Consider the following 15,389-nt stretch of genomic DNA (forward strand, 5'->3'; position numbering starts at 1 on the left):
GGACGGCGTCGGTCGGCTTTCGGGTTGCACGCCAAAGCCGACCGACGCCCGGTTGGGCTAAATCAGGTGGAAATGTTACGAACGCTGTTGTACAGGTTCAGCACCTGGTTGCCGTAATACGCCGAGTACATGTACTGGGGCAGGGACGTGTTCTTGAAATCGTTGTGTCCGTTGATGTAGCCCCAGTTGCCGTCGAACGACATCAGCCAGGCGCCGCCGGAGGAGCCGCCGGTCATGTAGTTGACCATGAAGATGGTTCCGCCGCCGCCGTTGTAGGTGGCGCCGTTCTCGGCGAACAGGCAGCAGCCGGTGAACGGCGCGGCCTGCGGGTAGCCGAAGGCGTACACGTACTGGCCGATCGGGTAGTTCCAGGCGATGCCCTGCCCGCCCAGGTAGTCGGTGATCCGCGAGCCGTTGTTGCGGTACAGCACGGCCGAGCCGACGTCGTTGGCGAAGTCGCCGTTGTTGTTGAACCAGGCCGTGGTGGTCCACAGCTGGTAGGCGTACCAGTAGCCGTAGGGCGCGGAGCCGCTGGCGTAGTTGGGCACGAACGTCCAGTTGGTGTTCCAGGCCCCGCCGTCGGACACGCAGTGGCCGGCGGTCCAGACCTCGGACTTGCCCTCGGTGTTGACCACCGTGGCCGAGCAGACGTAGTCGAGGCCCAGGCTGGTGAAGAACACCTTGCCGTAGGTGCGGGCCACCGGGTGCCCGACCGGGTACCCCGGGTTGTACGCCGCCGGCGCCACCTCGGACGAGCCGCCGGCGGCGGTGGACGCCTTGGGCTCGACCTTGGGCGCCGCCGCCGCGACGTGGCCGGCCGGGCCGGCGGGCTCGCTCTGCGCGGCCGGGGCCGCCCCCTTCTGGTTCCTGACCGCCGGAATCTCGCTCTCCGGTCTGGCCGTTCTCATGCGCTCCGGTGTCCAGTACGCGGCCAGGGCCTGCTGGTGGGCGTCGACGCCGGAGCCGTGTGCGGTGGCGGCCACCTCCGGGCTGAGCCCGGCCGGCCCGGACACCACGTCGGAGCCGGTCCCGGCGCTGGCGGTGGCGGTGGTGAGGGCCGCGGCGAGCAGGGCGGCCGCCGCGACCGAGCCTAATGCGATTAATTTCATGAATTATTTCCTCTCCGAAATGAACTCGAAATTGCCTGGACAACGCTAGCGGCGACACACCCCCCGGAAACGCCGCCGATCGGACTTTACGGGTCGACGTGCCAAATGCGTCAAGGGTCGTTCACAATGGGCAAACAAAACGCTGGCCCGTCCGGCGCATGCGCCGCAATTCCAACAAACGGGTGGCGGGTGCGGGAATCACTGACATGTCAGAACCCGACGAACGGCGCGAACCGACCGGGCGAGAATGGCCGTCGCCACGCGGGTCAAGGGTGTGGGCCGGTCGTCTCATGTCGAATGGCTACGGTCACTGCGCCGCCACAGCGGGCATCCGCAGCAAGGTCCGGCATCCGTCAGCTCAAGGTCAGCAGGCGATCGACCAGGACGACCGGGTCGGGCGGCGGGGCGCCCCACAGGGCCCGCAGGTACAGCGGCGCCAGCACGACGTCGAGGATGTCGCCCGGGTTCGGCACGTGCTCGCCGCGGGCGGCGGCCCGGTCGAAGATCCGTTCCTGGACGGCCACGATGCGGCGGCGCAGGTGCGCGCTGCGCTCGGCGTCGGCCTCCGGCGTGGCCGGCATGGACAGGGCCATCGCCTGAAGGAAGGCCCGCCCGAACGGCGTGGCCAGGTCCTCGATCGCGAAGGTGATCCAGGCGAGCAGGTCGCCGCGCAGCGTGCCGGTGTCGGGCAGTGGCGAGTCCCGCTCCAGCCGGGCGACGGCCACGTCGGCCAGCAGGCCCTCACGGGTGCCCCACCGCCGGTAGACGCTGACCGGGTTGACCCCGGCCCGCTTGGCCACAGCCGGGATGGTCACCTCGGCCTCGGGGTCGTCCATCAGCTCCGACACCGCCTGGTGCACCGCGGCCACGACCCGCGCGCTACGCCCGCCGGTCCGTCGCACCGGTTCCTCGTCCGTCACCCCGCCAGCTTAAAGCAAAGCTGTTGCTTTTACCGCCGGCCCCGCGCTACCGTCGCCTTAAAGCAACGGATTTGCCTTAGTGGAGGCCATCGTGCGACAGCTGCTGTTCCCGGACAACGCCCAGTTCTGGTTCGAGACGCTCCGGATGTTCGGCGCCATCGCCTACGGCGGCGCGGACTTCGGCGAGGTGCTGACCACCTCCGACCGCATCGTCGAGGGCGACTACGAGAGCTGGTACGCCGAGTGGACGGCCACCGCGGAGTGGGTCGCGGCTGAGGGCGAGAAGTCGCTCAAGGGCGGCCACCGGGTCAGCGCCCGGGACGCCTTCCTGCGGGCCTCGAACTACTACCGGTCGTCCGAGTTCTTCCTGCACAGCCACACCCCGGACCCGCGCCACGAGCACGCCTACGCCCGCAGCGTGGAGTGCTTCCGGGCCGCCGCCGAGCTGTTCGAGCCGGCCATCCAGCCGGTCGAGATCCCGTACGAGGGCACGACGCTGTCCGGCTACTTCTACCGGGTCGACAACGCCGGCACGCCTCGGCCGACCCTGCTCATGCACAGCGGGTTCGACGGCTCGGCCGAGGAGATGCACTTCAGCGGCGTGACCGCGGCGGTCGAACGCGGCTACAACGTGCTGGTCTTCGACGGTCCCGGCATGCCGTCGGCCACCCACGGCAAGGGACTGCCGTTCCGGCCCGACTGGGAGCGCGTCGTCGGCCCGGTCGTGGACTTCGCCCAGGAGCTGCCCGAGGTCGACAACGACAAGATCGCGCTGATCGGCGTCAGCCTCGGCGGCGAGCTCGCGCCGCGGGCGGCCGCCTTCGAGCACCGCCTGGCCGCGCTGGTCGCGATCGACGGCGTCTACGACGCGCGGGTGGCGTTCATGGGCGGCCAGACCGACGAGGAGATGCTGCGGCGGCTGCGCGCCGACTCCGACCCCGAGCTCGACCAGTACCTGGCCAACGCCGTGGCCACCAACGAAACCATGCGGTGGGCGCTCAACCACGGCATGTTCGTCACCGGCACCGCGACGCCGCGCGCCTTCATGGCCAGCATGGTCGGCTACCACCTCGGCGACGGCCTGGCCGAGCGGATCCAGTGCCCGACCCTGGTCTGCAAGGCCGCCGACGACCTGTTCTTCACCGGCCAGCCCGAAGCCCTCTACGAGCACCTGACCTGCCCGAAGACGTTGCTGGAGTTCACCGCGGCGGAGGGCGCCGACGCGCACTGCCACGTCGGCGCGCAGCGGCTGGCGTTCGCCCGCATCTGCGACTGGCTCGACGACACGCTCACGGCCTGAGGTTCTCGGCGGGAAAGTGTCCGATCGGGGTGGTTCGATTCGACGTGTCGGTGAGAACCACCGATCCGAGGAGGGACCCCATGCAGTACGCGTTGCTGATCGCCGGCGACCACGAGCCCACGCCCGAGGAGCTGGCGATGGGCTGCGGCGGCTGGTCGGAGGAGATGGCGGCTCGCGGCGTGGTGCGCGGCGGGGCCGGGCTGCGGCCGCCGGCCGAGTCGACGACCGTGCGGGTGCGGGACGGGCAGGTGCTGCTCACCGACGGGCCGTTCGCCGACACCAAGGAGCAGATCGGCGGCCTGGTCCTGATCGAGTGCGCCGACCTGGACGAGGCCGTGGAGATCGCGGCCCGGCACCCGGCCGCCGGCTACGGGATGATCGAGATCCGGCCGCTGTTCCAGCCGTGACCGACCCGATCGCCGCCGCCTTCCACGAGGAGTGGGGCCGGGTGGTGGCCACGCTGATCCGGGTCACCGGCGACTGGGACCTGGCCGAGGAGTGCGCGCAGGAGGCGTTCGCGGCCGCGGTCCGGCAGTGGCCGGTCGAGGGCGTGCCGCGCAAGCCGGGCGCGTGGCTGACCACGATCGCCCGGCACCGCGCCACCGACCGGATGCGCCGGGCGGCGGTCGGCGCGGCCAAGCTGCGGGAGGTCGCCGTGACGTCATACACCCCGGAACCGACCGAGGGCGTCGAGGACGACCGGCTGCGGCTGATCTTCACCTGCTGCCACCCGGCGCTGGCCTTCGAGGCCCAGGTGACGCTGGCGCTGCGCACGCTGGCCGGGCTGAGCATGGCCGAGATCGCCCGCGCGTTCCTGGTGCCGGAGACGACCATGGCGCGGCGGGTGGGCCGGACCAAGGCCAAGATCCGCAACGCCGGCATCCCGTACCGGGTGCCGCCGGACCATCTGCTGCCGGAGCGCACGACCGCGGTGCTGGGCGTGCTGTACCTGATGTTCAACGAGGGGTACAGCACGCCCGAGCGCCGGCCGTTGTGCGATGAGGCGATCCGGCTGGCCCGGCTGGTGGCGCAGCTGATGCCGGACGAGCCGGAGGCCGGCGGGCTGTTGGCCCTGATGCTGTTGCACGACGCCCGCCGCGCCACCCGCCTCGATGATCACGGTGATGTCGTGCTGCTGGCCGACCAGGACCGAAGCCGTTGGGACGCAACGCAAATCGCCGAAGGCCGGCAGGCGCTGGCCCGGGCCGTGCGGCAACAGCGACTCGGGCCGTACCAACTCCAGGCGGCCATCGCCGACAGCCACGCGGCCGGCTCGGACTGGCCGCTGATCGCCGGCTTGTACGAGCAGTTGGCCGAGCTCGTGCCGTCGCCGGTGGTGCGGCTCAACCACGCGGCGGCGGTCGCCATGGCCGAGGGCCCGGCAGCCGGCCTTCGTCTGCTCGACGGCCTCGAGATCCCCGGATATCACCTGCTGCCCGCGACCCGCGCCGACTTCCTGCGGCGGCTGGGCCGACACGCCGAGGCGGCGATGGCGTACGAGCAGGCGCTCGGCTTGGCGGTCGCCGAGGCCGACCGCCGCTTCCTGACCAAGCGAATCGACGAGATGAGAGGACGGGCCGTGCAGCCCACCGTGATCGAACGGGGCGAGCAGCCCTACGTCGGCATCAGGCGCACCGTGACCATGCAGACCTTCCCGGAGATCGCCGACCGGATGGCCGGCGTCCACGGCTGGCTGGCCGAGCGCGGCCTGGAGCCGGTCGGCGCGCCGTTCTTCCGCTACCTGGTGATCGACATGGCCCGGGAACTCGTGGTGGAGGCCGGTTTCCCGGTGGCCGCGCCGGTCGAGGGCGACGGCGAGGTGTTCTACGACGTGCTGCCGGCCGGCCGCTACGTGTCGGTGACCCACGTCGGGCACCCGAGCGAGCTGATGGGCGTGACCGCCGAGCTGAACGCGTGGGCCGACGCCCAGGGCCTGCGCTGGGACGTCAAGCCGACCCCGGAGGGCGACCGCTTCGGCAGCCGGCTGGAGATCTACAAGACCGATCCCCGGGTGCAGCCGGACATGTCCAGGTGGGAGACCGAACTGGCCTTCAAACTGGCCTGACTTTTCGCCACATCTCGCCTGACCTTTCCGTCACATGTGGTCCACATGTGGCGGAAAGGCGCGAATGTGGCGCACATGTGGCGTTTATGACGGCTACGGCAGGGCCTGCGACAGGTCGGCCCAGATGTCGTCGACGTGCTCGATGCCGACCGAGAGCCGGATGGTGCCCTCGCCGATGCCGGCGGCCCGCAGGGCGTCGGCATCGAGCTGGCGGTGCGAGGTGCTGGCCGGGTGCAGGGTCATGCTCTCCACGCCACCGAGCGAGGCGGCCAGCTTCACCAGCCGCAGGCCCTTGGTGAACCGGTAGCCGGCGTCGCGGCCGCCGGCCAGGTCGAACGTGACCACGCCGCCGAAGTCGGCCAGCACCCGCTTGGCCACCTCATGGTCGGGATGGGTGGGCCGGCCCGGGTAGTGCACGGCCTCCACCGACGGGTGGGCGGACAATAGCTCGGCGACACGGCCGGCGTTGGCGCAGTGCTGACGCATCCGCAATGCCAGGGTCTGGATGCCACGCAACGTCAGCCACGCCGCGAACGGGTCGATGGCCGCGCCCATCTCCATCGTGTGGTGCCAACCGTGGCGGTAGCGCTGCTCGTCGGCGAACACGAGGATGCCGGCGGTGACGTCGGAGTGGCCGCCCAGGTACTTGGTGACCGAGTGCACCACCACGTCGGCGCCGTGCTCGATCGGCCGGCACAGCAGCGGTGTGGCGAAGGTGTTGTCCACGACCGTGAGCAGCCCGGCCTGCTTGCCGGCGTCCAGGAACGCCGGCAGGTCCACCACCCGGGTCACCGGGTTGGTGATCGTCTCCAGGTACAGCATCCGGGTGGTCGGCCGCACGGCGTCCGCCACCTCGGCCGGGTCCTCGCCGGCGAGGTAGCTGACCTCGACGCCGTAGTGCTCGCGCAGGTAGTCCAGCGCCGCGTAGGTGCCGCCGTACAGGCAGCTCTGGGCGATCACGTGATCCCCGGTCTTCAGCACGCCCATCAGCGCCGAGCAGATGGCCCCCATGCCCGAGGCCGTGGCCACGGCGGCGGTGCCGCCTTCCAGCGCCGCGACCGTCTCCTCGAGCGCGCGGGTCGTCGGGTTGGCGTAGCGGCTGTAGGCGAAGCCCTGGTCGGGGGCGTTGAGCGCGTCGGCCAGAGCGTCCGGGTCGTCGAACGCGAAGTTCGACGCCTGGTAGATGGGCACGCTGATCGGGCGCGAGTTGGGCATCACGGGCGTGTGCTGGTGGACGACGCGGGTCGCTGGCTCCATGGCTTCGAGCCTGGTCTTCGCCCGAGGCGGGGGACAGCGCCAATCCCGGCTAGATTGGTTTGGTGATGGAGCCAATCCCGTGGCCGGCGGACCGGCTGGTGGCCCAGTTGGGCCGGTGGTCGGCCAGCCGGGGCCCGCTCTACCTGCTGCTGGCCGAGCGGCTGCGGCGGCTCATCGACTCCGGGGAGCTGCCGCCCCGCGCGATGCTGCCGCCGGATCGGGTGCTGGCCCAGCTGCTGGCGGTGGGTCGCAGCACCGTGGTCGCCGCGTACGAGCAACTGCGGCAGGACGGCAAGGTCGACCGCCGCCAGGGCCGTGGCACCTGGGTCAAGCCGGCCGTGTGCTCTGGGGTCCGGCCGAACGCGGTGCCGCCGGTGAACCCGCTGTTCCTGAACTACCTGGAGCCGTTCGACGACGTGCTGTCGCTGGGGTGCGCCGCGCCGCAGGACGCGCCGCCGGCGCTGACCGCCGCGCTGACCAGGGCAATCGGCCGGCTGCCCACCGGAGACATCGGCTACTACCCGCTGGGGCTGCCGGCGCTGCGGGCCGCACTGGCCGACCACTACTGCCGGCAGGGCCTGCCCACGACGTCCGACCAGATCCTGGTCACCACCGGCGGGCAACAGGCCCTGGCCCTGATCGCCCGCCTGTTCCTGGCTCCCGGCGATCACGTGCTGGTGCAGGGGCCGACTTATCCCGGTGCGCTGGAGCTGTTCCGCGACGCCGCGGCCGTGATCACCTCCACGCCGGGGGACGAGCTGGCGTCCGCCCTGGCCGAGCATCGGCCGCGGCTGGCCTACGTCAATCCGACCAACCACAATCCGACCGGCGCCACCCTGTCCGGGCTGGTCCGCCGGCGGCTGGTCGAGGCCGCCGCCGCAGCCGGCACCGCGTTGATCGACGACGAGGTGCTGGCCGACCTGTCCTTCGACGGCTCGCGGCCGCCCGGCCTCGCCTCGTACGGGCCGGCGTTGACGGTCGGCTCCGCCAGCAAGCTGCTGTGGGGCGGGCTCCGGGTCGGCTGGATCCGGGGCTCGGCCAGTGACATCGCCCAGCTCGGGCGGGTCAAGGCCATTCACGACATGGGCGGCGCCGCGCTGGAGCAGCTGGCCGTCGCCGATCTGCTGCCCGCGTTGGAACCGGTGATCGCCGACCGGGTCGCCGAGCTCCGCGCGCGGCATGACCATTTGCGGGCTGAGCTGGGCAAACTCCTGCCCGACTGGACGTTCGAGCCGGCGGCCGGCGGGCAGTGTCTGTGGGTGCGACTGCCGGCCGGCGACGCGTCGGCGTTCGCCCAGGTCGCGCTGCGACACGGGGTCGCCATCCTGCCCGGCGTCGCCCTCGGCGGCGGGGCCGAGTTCGTGCGGCTGCCGTTCACCGTTTCCGTCGATCAGATGACCGAGTGCCTGCGCCGCATCGCCACCGCATGGCATGACTACCGCCCCGCCGCCGGACCGGGGCCTGCGCTGCACGCCCTCGTGGTCTAAGGTTAGGCTTACCTAACCTAAGGGGTGGATGTGGGCAACCTGGACGGAAAAGTCGCACTGGTCACCGGGAGCAGCCGGGGCATCGGGCGGGGCATCGCCGAACGCCTGGCCCGGGACGGCGCCCTGGTCGCCGTGCACTACGGCGGCAACGAGGTGGCCGCCCGCGCGACCGCGACGGCCATCACCGACGCCGGCGGCCGGGCGTTCATCGTCGGCGCGGAGCTCGGCGTGCCCGGCGACGTCGACACGCTCGTGGCCGGGTTGGACGCCGAGCTCGGGGAGTCGGCGATCGACATCCTGGTGCACAACGCCGGCCTCAACATCATGGGCCGGCCGATCGAGGCGCTCACCCCCGAGGAGTTCGACCGGATGATCGCCGTCAACGTCCGGGCGCCGTTCTTCCTCACCCAGCGGCTGCTGCCGCGGCTGCGCGACGGCGGGCGGATCATCAATGTCTCGTCGGTCTCCACCCGGGTCGCCTCCGCCCACGGCATCGCCTATCCGATGACCAAGGGGGCGCTGGACGTGTTCAGCCACACCCTGGCCAAGCACCTGGGGCCGCGCGGCATCACCGTCAACGCCGTCGCTGTCGGCTTCACCCACACCGACATGACCGCCGACGTGCTCGCCGATCCCGCCAACGTGGCCCGCAACATCGGCCTGACCGCCCTGGGCCGGATCGGCCGGGTCCCCGACATCGCCGACGCCGTCGCCTTCCTGGCCTCCGACGACGCCCGCTGGATCACCGGCGCCAAGCTCGACGTCACCGGCGGCGTCAACCTGTAGGGTGGCATCCCTTCCCGGGCCCCGTGACCGCTGGTACGCCGGAAGCATGAGGAAGACTCGTTTTGTCGCCGCCACCGCCCTGGCCCTGATGGCCTGCACCACCGTCCCGGCCGCCGCTGCTCCCGGCTCGCCCCGTGACGGCCTGATGCCCTCCGTCGTCGGCAAGACCCTGTGGGAGGCCGAGGGCGCCGTGCCGTTCGGCACCCACCTCACCTTCGTCGACGGCACCGGCCAACACCGCAAGGTCGTGTGGCCCACCAACTGGCAGGTGTGCAAACAGGATCCCGCCGCCGGCGCTCCGCTCACCTCCACCACCGCCGTCACCCTCACGGTGGTCAAGCTCCAGGAGAAGTGCTCCGTCAGTCACTGACCGCGCCGCAGGTGATGTTGAGCGAGGTCGACGTCATCGAGGCGGCCAGGTCGGAGGCGGCGAACACGGCGACGTTGCCGACGTCGGCGAACGTGGCGGCGCGCTTGAGCATGGTCTTGGCGACGAGCATCTCGGTGATCGCCGGGGCGGCTTTGAGGTCGGCGGGCAGGCCCTCGGCGATGCCGCCGGTGTGCAGGCCGAGCACGCGGACGCCGTGCCGGCCGAGTTCGGCGGCGAGCTGGCGGCGGAGAAAGTCGACGGCGTTGAGAGCGACCTGGAGTCCGCCGATGGAGTAGTCCCGCATCGGCTCGCCGCCGCCGTCGCCGCCGAACGTGAGGATGACGCCGGAACGCTGCCGGATCATGTGCCGGGCGGCAGCGCGGGCGGTGAGGAAGGTGGACCGGACGGCGTTGTGGATTGGCCGCTCGAAGTCCGCCAGCGCCATTTCGGCCAGGGGAGTGCCCTGGTGGTCGGCGATGTCGATGACGCAGACGGAGATGTCGACGCTGCCGTCGTTCTTGGCCACGGCGTCGGCATGGTTGTCGACGGCCTGCTCATCGAGGGCGTCCACCACCGCAGTCTCGGCCCGGCCGCCGTCCGCACGGATCTTGTCGGCCAGCGCGTCGAGCGTCTGGGCGGTGCGGCCGGTGAGGTGGACCTTCGCGCCCTCGCGTGCGAAGGCTGTGGACATCGCTGTGCCGATGCCTCCGGCGGCGCCGTAGACGATGGCGTTCTTGCCGGCCAGCAGCATGGGGGTTCCTTTCAGATTCGGGTGAGCCAGTCGTGCCAGCGCGACCGTTCCGTCGCGACACTGGCTTCGGCGTCGGGGCCGTAGAGACGTCCGGTGACGTTGACCGAGAGCGTGGCCGCGTCCATCGAGAAGCAGGAGATGGCGAACATCCCCGGGCACGGGTCTGTCGTGCGCAGCAGCGTGAAAGCCGGGCCGCGGTGCTCGATCACTCCGTCGACCGGGAGGTTTCCCGCGATGTCGGCATGCCGGTCGACCGGCCTGATCAGGTCGATACGAGCCGACGGCATGCCCGCGAAGTGTGTGGTGTAGCAGCGCAGCACCTGGAGGGTCATGGCCCAGCCCTTGCTGGCCTGTTCAGCGATGTCGTCCCAGCCTTCGCCCTCCACTCGCAGGCTGCTGACCACCCGTACGACGCAGCTGCCCTGGTCGCGGGCCGTCACCAGGATCTCCGTGGCGAAGGTCGGGTCCTCGTAGGCGAACCGGTGCGGCGGCTCCCAGGCCGTCACCGTGGCCGTGGCGTCCGGGGCGAAGGGCTCGCGGTGGAAGCGCGCCGTGTCGCCGTCGATGTCCACCTGGAACGACCAGGCTCCGCTGTCGGTCGTGATCGCCGCCCAGACCTGCTCGGGGCTGGCCGGGATCTCGATGTTCTCCTCGCTCATGGCCGTGGGTGCACGCCGATGACGACCCGCTGCCAGCGGCCGTCCGGCGTCTGCTCGTCGTGGTACTTCGCCGCCACCTTCGACACCGCCGCCGTCAGCTCGTCGGCGAAGGCCGCCCGGTCGGCCGGCGTGGCGAACCGGATCTCGGTGTCGAGCGCGAACACCGGCACGGCCCTGTTGCCCGCCGCCGCCCGCCTGGCCAGCCGGCCCACCTCCCGGACCGTGCGGGCCGCCAGCGCGATCAGGAAGTCCGCCGACCTCGGGTTCGGCCGGGTCGGCGCGCCCACCGGCTCCGGCGCCACCACGAAGCCCGCCGCCGTCGCCCTCAGCAGGCGCTCCGTGAGGCCGCCCCAGGTGCGCGTTTCCGCCACCTCCACCAGGCCGTGGGCCTCCAGTTGGCGCAGGTGGTAGTTCACCTTCTGCCTGGTCAGGCCCACCTTCGCCGCCAGCGCCGCCGCCGAGGCCGGCTCCCTCAGCTCGGCGAGCAGCCTCGCCCGCATCGGGTCCAGCGCCACCACCGCCGCCGCCGGCTCCTCGATCACCTCGATGTCCCGCACCACCCCAGTCCACCCTTGACAATATTTTTTGTCAAGGTCGTATTCCGGTTGCCCAGGCCGTCCCGGCCGGTTAGACGTACGTCGTGCTGATCCGCCGCGAGACCCCCGCCGACGTCGACGCCATCCGCTCGGTCACCGCCGCCGCCTTCGCCCCCTCGCCCGCCGAGGCCCGCCTCGTCGACGAGCTCCGGGCCGATCCAGGCTGGCTACCAGCGCTTTCCCTGGTCGCCGTGGACTCCTCGGACACCGTCATCGGCCACGTCCTCTGCACCCGCGCCCACGTCTCGTCCGCCCCGGTGCTCGGCCTCGGTCCGCTCAGCGTCCATCCCGACCACCACACCCGTGGTGTCGGCAGTGCCCTCGTGCACGCCGTCCTCGGCGCCGCCGACGCCCTCTCCGAACCCCTCGTCGCCCTGCTCGGCGATCCCGGCTACTACCACCGCTTCGGCTTCGTCCTCAGCAACCTCCATGGCGTCCTGCCTCCCGACCCGGCCTGGCAGCCCCACTTCCAGGTCCGCCCCCTGACCGCGTACACCCCCGCCCTCACCGGCCCCTTCGCCTACGCCGAACCTTTCGACCGCGTCTGAGCGGGCAGCGACACCATGGACCTGCTGCCTTTCGACGAGTACGCGGCTCAGCTGAACCGCAAGCGCACCGCCGCAGGTGTGCTGTTCCGGGACCCGAACTCCCGGGTCCTTCTCGTCGAGACGTCCTACAAACCGAACTGGGAGATCCCCGGCGGCTCGGTCGAGGCGCACGAAGCCCCGTGGACCACCGCCGTCCGCGAAGTGCGCGAAGAGCTCGGAATCGACGTTGTGCTGGGCCGGCTACTGGTGATCGACCACATTCCAGAGGCCGCCCCCATGCCGGAGGGGCTCGCCTTCATCTTCGACGGCGGCATCATCACGGACACCGCCGTCTCGGCGCTCCGATTCCACGATCCGGAGATCGTGTCGGCCAGCCTTTTCACCCTCGACGAGGCAATGTCCCTGGTGAATCCCGGTCTGGCCAGCCGAATCAGCGTGGCCCTGGAAGCCCGGGCCACCGGCGTGCTGGCACTGTGCGCGGCCGGCAAGCCAGTGACGGCCTTCTGATCCGTAGTCAGATGCCGCAGAAAGAAGTCACGGCTCGATGCCGGCCAGGGAGAGGGCTTCGGCGCGGGACAAAGACTGGCCGCGGCGGTAGTGGGGGTCGAAGGCGGGGCCGATGAGGGTGCGGGTGCGGGCGACCTCGGTGTCGTTGACGAGGGTGGTGCCGCGGATGACGACGGCCGCGCCGAGGAGGAGGGCGGCCTGAGCACCATCGCCTTCCAAGGCCGAAAGGCTGGCGAGGCCTTCGGCGATGTCGGCGGCGACGAGGTAGAGGCCGGAGGCGCCGGCGAGGATCTGGGAGCGCAGCTCGGGGATGCGGGCAGGGTCGAGGTGGGCGAGCCCGACGAGCACGGCGGAGTGGACGCCGGAGGCGTTGACGGTGTGGGCCAGAGAGTCGGAGAGCGCGAGCTCGTAGTGGCGGCGGGCGTCGGTGAGGCGGCCCTGGAGCCGGGCTATGTCGCCGAGGCCGCGGTGGACGGTGGCGATGGTCTCGGGGATGCCGGTACGACGGGCGAGCGCCTCGGCCCGTGAGTAGTCGGCCAAGGCGCCGGGCAGGTCGCCGGAGCGCAGCCGGCGGGAAGCCCGCCGGCAGGTGAGGTCGGCCATGTCCTCCAAGGCTTCCAGCTCGGACACCAGGGCGATGGCCTCGTCGGTCAGTCGAAGTGCCTCGGCGAAGGAGCCCCGCCACTGCGCGAGCATGGCCAGGGCGTCGACGGCGTTGGAGATGCCCCACCGGTCGCCGACGGAGCGGTAGCCGGCCAGGGACTGCTCGAAGGCCTCCCGGGCCACGGCGACGTCGCCGGCGAACAGGCCGTTCCAGCCGAGGGCGAACTGCCTGAGCGACCGGAGCCAGCCGGAGTCGTCGAAGTAGGTCTCGGGCGGGCGAATGTCGAGGGGCCCGACGGTCAGCGCCCACAGCACGATGATGGCCGGCAGTCGAGGCGGCACGGTCTGCACGGAGACGATGCCCCGTGCGGCGGCCATGTGCGGCTGGAGCCACGCGGCTGAGGCGCCGTGCACGATGGCGGCGTTGAGCACGCAGAGCACGTACTCCTCGCCCAGCTCCGCCGGCGGGGTGGTGCCGATCTTGGCGAGGAGTTCGGTCGCGATGGGGGCGACCTCGGCCCGAAGCCCCCGCAGATACCAGTACGAGGCGAGCTCGCCGGCCAGCAGCAGCGCCGAGGAAGGGTCGGTCTGCACGGCCCGGCGCAGGGCGGCCAGCAGGTTGGCGTGCTCGGTGTTGAGCAGCGCCAGCCAGCTCAGTTGCTCGGATCCACGCAGGTGTGGCTCGGCGGTCTGGGCGAGCTCCAGGAAATACGCGAGATGCGCGTCCCGAGCCGTCTCCTCCTCCGCACCGGCCAGCTGCCCGGTGCAGAAGGCCCTGATGGTGTCGAGCATCCGGTAGCGCCCGTCGGCCACCTCGACCAGGGACTTGTCGACCAGATCGGCCAGCAGGTCGATGGTGTCGGGCAGCGCGCAGACGCGCTCGGCGGCGGCCAGGCTGGCCCCGCCGACGAAGACGGTGAGCCGCCGGGCGACGGCCTGCTCGTCGGAACTGAGCAGGTCCCAGCTCCAGTCGACGACAGCGTGCAGGGTCTGGTGCCGCTGCGCCTTGGTGCGGTCGCCACGGGACAGCAGCCGGAACCGGTCGTCGAGCCGCGCGTCGATGTCGGCCAGGGACAGACTGCGCAGTCGCGCGGCGGCCAGTTCGATGGCCAGCGGCAGACCGTCGAGCCCAGCGCAGATCCGGTCGACAAGGTTGTCATCGGGCGCGAAATCGGGGCGCACTGCGCGAGCCCGGTCGGCGAACAGCGCGCGGGCGGCCTCGGGGCTCAGCCGTACCACGGGGTGGATGGTCTCGCCAGTGATGCCCAGCGCCTCGCGGCTGGTGGCCAGCACCCGCAGCTGCGGGCACGCGGCGAGCAGGGTGTGCAGCAGCGGCGCGACGTCGGCGATGACGTGCTCGCAGTTGTCCACTACCAGTAGCAGCGACCGGTCCTCCAAGGCGCTGATGAGACGGTCGACGACGTCGCCGCTCGAGACGGCGGACAGCATTCCGGCATCCCGCAGGCCGAGGGCGGCGACGACGGCGTGCGCGACCTTGTCGTCCGAGGCCAGCGCGGCCAGGTCGACGAAGCAGACCTCGCCGTCGATCACCCCAGCGGCCTCCACGGCCAGCCGCGTCTTGCCCGCGCCGCCGGGCCCGAGCAGCGTCACGAGCCGGCCGGTGTCGAGCAGAGCGGCGACGTGATCCCGCTCCTCGACCCGACCGACGAAGCTGGTCAGCTGGGCGGGCAGGCGGCGAAGCCGCTGGACGGGCTCGGCGCGCAGCACGGCCAGGTGCACATCGGCCAGATCCGGCGACGGGTCGGCGCCGAGCTCGTCGGCCAGCAGTGTGCGAGCGTCCTCAAACACCTCCAGCGCCTCGGCCGACCGCCCGGCGGCGTGCAGGGCGCGCATCAGCAGTGCGCGGGGCCGTTCCCGCAGCGGGTGCCGGGCGATGAGCTGCCGTAGTTCGGGGATGACGTCGACGTCGGCCAGCGAGGCTTCGAGCAGGTCCTCGGTGGCGATAGTCCGCAGCTCGTCGAGCCGGGTGCCCTCCTCGGACGGCGCGTCAGCCAGCGCCGGCCCCCGCCACAGGCCCAGCGCCTCCCGCAGCAGCTTGGCCGCGCTTTGATGGTCGCCGCCGGCCAGCGCGTGCCGGCCGTCGGCGACCAGCCGGGCGAACACGTGGGCGTCGACCGAAGCCGGGTCGACGGCCAGCCGGTAGCCGGTGGGGTGGGACTCGATCTCGCCGCTGGGCAGGACCCGGCGCAGCCGGGACACCTGGGCCTGCAGGGCGTTGGCGGCGTTGGCCGGCGGCTCCTGCCCGTACAGGCCGTCGATGAGCCGCTCGGCGGCGACGATCCGGCCGGCGTCCAACGCCAGCAGGGTGAGCAGGGTGCGCACGCGGGGTCCGCCGACGGGGATCTGATCCCCGTCGGCGGACCACATCAGGGTCGTGCCCAGAACGCCGAACCGCACTGATCCATTATTC

15 protein-coding genes are annotated in these 15,389 nt (G+C 71.5%); 8 read left to right on the forward strand and 7 right to left on the reverse strand.

The window, feature by feature from the left end; translation table 11 throughout:
* Positions 1-62: 62 nt before the first annotated feature.
* Together JJ691_RS13040 and JJ691_RS13045 are read right to left on the reverse strand one after the other, a co-directional pair.
* Positions 63-1,109, reverse strand: coding sequence for a trypsin-like serine peptidase (locus JJ691_RS13040; protein ID WP_211769033.1), 1,047 nt, complete (start codon positions 1,107-1,109; stop codon positions 63-65).
* A gap of 353 nt (positions 1,110-1,462) precedes the next feature.
* Positions 1,463-2,029, reverse strand: coding sequence for a TetR/AcrR family transcriptional regulator (locus JJ691_RS13045; protein WP_249227880.1), 567 nt, complete (start codon positions 2,027-2,029; stop codon positions 1,463-1,465).
* Between the two features lie 91 nt (positions 2,030-2,120).
* On the opposite strand from JJ691_RS13045, the gene JJ691_RS13050 reads away from it, so the two are divergent.
* The 3 genes from JJ691_RS13050 to JJ691_RS13060 all read left to right on the forward strand — a co-directional run bounded on the left by JJ691_RS13050 (position 2,121) and on the right by JJ691_RS13060 (position 5,394).
* A complete protein-coding gene (locus JJ691_RS13050) occupies positions 2,121-3,329 on the forward strand; it encodes an alpha/beta hydrolase family protein (protein WP_211769034.1) in 1,209 nt (402 codons plus the stop codon).
* 80 nt (positions 3,330-3,409) lie between these two features.
* Positions 3,410-3,736, forward strand: a complete 327-nt coding sequence (locus JJ691_RS13055) for a YciI family protein (protein ID WP_211769035.1) — start codon at positions 3,410-3,412, stop codon at positions 3,734-3,736.
* On the forward strand, positions 3,733-5,394 hold the full coding sequence (locus tag JJ691_RS13060) for a DUF6596 domain-containing protein (protein WP_442912724.1): 1,662 nt from the start codon (positions 3,733-3,735) through the stop codon (positions 5,392-5,394). Before JJ691_RS13055 ends, JJ691_RS13060 begins: the two co-directional genes overlap by 4 nt.
* A gap of 93 nt (positions 5,395-5,487) precedes the next feature.
* Here the strand turns inward: JJ691_RS13060 and JJ691_RS13065 are convergent, their stop codons facing one another.
* The gene (locus tag JJ691_RS13065) at positions 5,488-6,651 is read right to left on the reverse strand and encodes a trans-sulfuration enzyme family protein (RefSeq protein WP_211769037.1); all 1,164 of its coding nucleotides are present in this window, start codon (positions 6,649-6,651) and stop codon (positions 5,488-5,490) included.
* A 65-nt stretch (positions 6,652-6,716) separates the two neighbouring features.
* On the opposite strand from JJ691_RS13065, the gene yczR reads away from it, so the two are divergent.
* Genes yczR through JJ691_RS13080 form a run of 3 tightly spaced genes read left to right on the forward strand, consistent with a single transcriptional unit; the run spans position 6,717 to position 9,294 of the window.
* Positions 6,717-8,138, forward strand: a complete 1,422-nt coding sequence (gene yczR, locus JJ691_RS13070) for an aminotransferase-like domain-containing protein (protein WP_211771444.1) — start codon at positions 6,717-6,719, stop codon at positions 8,136-8,138.
* Between the two features lie 30 nt (positions 8,139-8,168).
* Complete coding sequence (locus tag JJ691_RS13075) at positions 8,169-8,924, forward strand: SDR family NAD(P)-dependent oxidoreductase (protein WP_211769038.1); 756 nt, start codon at positions 8,169-8,171, stop codon at positions 8,922-8,924.
* Between the two features lie 46 nt (positions 8,925-8,970).
* A complete protein-coding gene (locus JJ691_RS13080) occupies positions 8,971-9,294 on the forward strand; it encodes a PASTA domain-containing protein (protein ID WP_211769039.1) in 324 nt (107 codons plus the stop codon).
* Here JJ691_RS13080 and JJ691_RS13085 read toward each other — a convergent pair.
* The 3 genes from JJ691_RS13085 to JJ691_RS13095 are packed head-to-tail and all read right to left on the reverse strand — an operon-like array spanning position 9,284 to position 11,261.
* Entirely contained in the window at positions 9,284-10,045 is a 762-nt protein-coding gene (locus tag JJ691_RS13085; RefSeq protein ID WP_211769040.1) for an SDR family NAD(P)-dependent oxidoreductase, read from the reverse strand. The two genes, JJ691_RS13080 and JJ691_RS13085, sit on opposite strands and share 11 nt — an antisense overlap.
* A gap of 11 nt (positions 10,046-10,056) precedes the next feature.
* The gene (locus JJ691_RS13090) at positions 10,057-10,704 is read right to left on the reverse strand and encodes an SRPBCC family protein (RefSeq protein ID WP_211769041.1); all 648 of its coding nucleotides are present in this window, start codon (positions 10,702-10,704) and stop codon (positions 10,057-10,059) included.
* Positions 10,701-11,261, reverse strand: a complete 561-nt coding sequence (locus tag JJ691_RS13095) for a winged helix-turn-helix domain-containing protein (RefSeq protein WP_249227881.1) — start codon at positions 11,259-11,261, stop codon at positions 10,701-10,703. The genes JJ691_RS13090 and JJ691_RS13095 overlap by 4 nt, the downstream gene beginning before the upstream one ends.
* Before the next feature lie 83 nt (positions 11,262-11,344).
* Between JJ691_RS13095 and JJ691_RS13100 the strand changes: the two genes are divergently transcribed.
* Together JJ691_RS13100 and JJ691_RS13105 are read left to right on the forward strand one after the other, a co-directional pair.
* Positions 11,345-11,848, forward strand: coding sequence for a GNAT family N-acetyltransferase (locus tag JJ691_RS13100; protein WP_211769042.1), 504 nt, complete (start codon positions 11,345-11,347; stop codon positions 11,846-11,848).
* A gap of 15 nt (positions 11,849-11,863) precedes the next feature.
* Positions 11,864-12,355 carry an NUDIX domain-containing protein gene (locus JJ691_RS13105; protein ID WP_211769043.1) on the forward strand — a complete coding sequence of 164 codons (492 nt, stop codon included), beginning with the start codon at positions 11,864-11,866 and terminating at the stop codon, positions 12,353-12,355.
* A 27-nt stretch (positions 12,356-12,382) separates the two neighbouring features.
* On the opposite strand, the gene JJ691_RS13110 is transcribed toward JJ691_RS13105, so the two are convergent.
* The gene (locus JJ691_RS13110) at positions 12,383-15,376 is read right to left on the reverse strand and encodes an ATP-binding protein (protein WP_249227882.1); all 2,994 of its coding nucleotides are present in this window, start codon (positions 15,374-15,376) and stop codon (positions 12,383-12,385) included.
* Positions 15,377-15,389 lie beyond the last annotated feature (13 nt).

The organism is Kutzneria sp. CA-103260 (assembly GCF_018263855.1).
In the GTDB taxonomy this organism is placed as follows: domain Bacteria; phylum Actinomycetota; class Actinomycetes; order Mycobacteriales; family Pseudonocardiaceae; genus Kutzneria.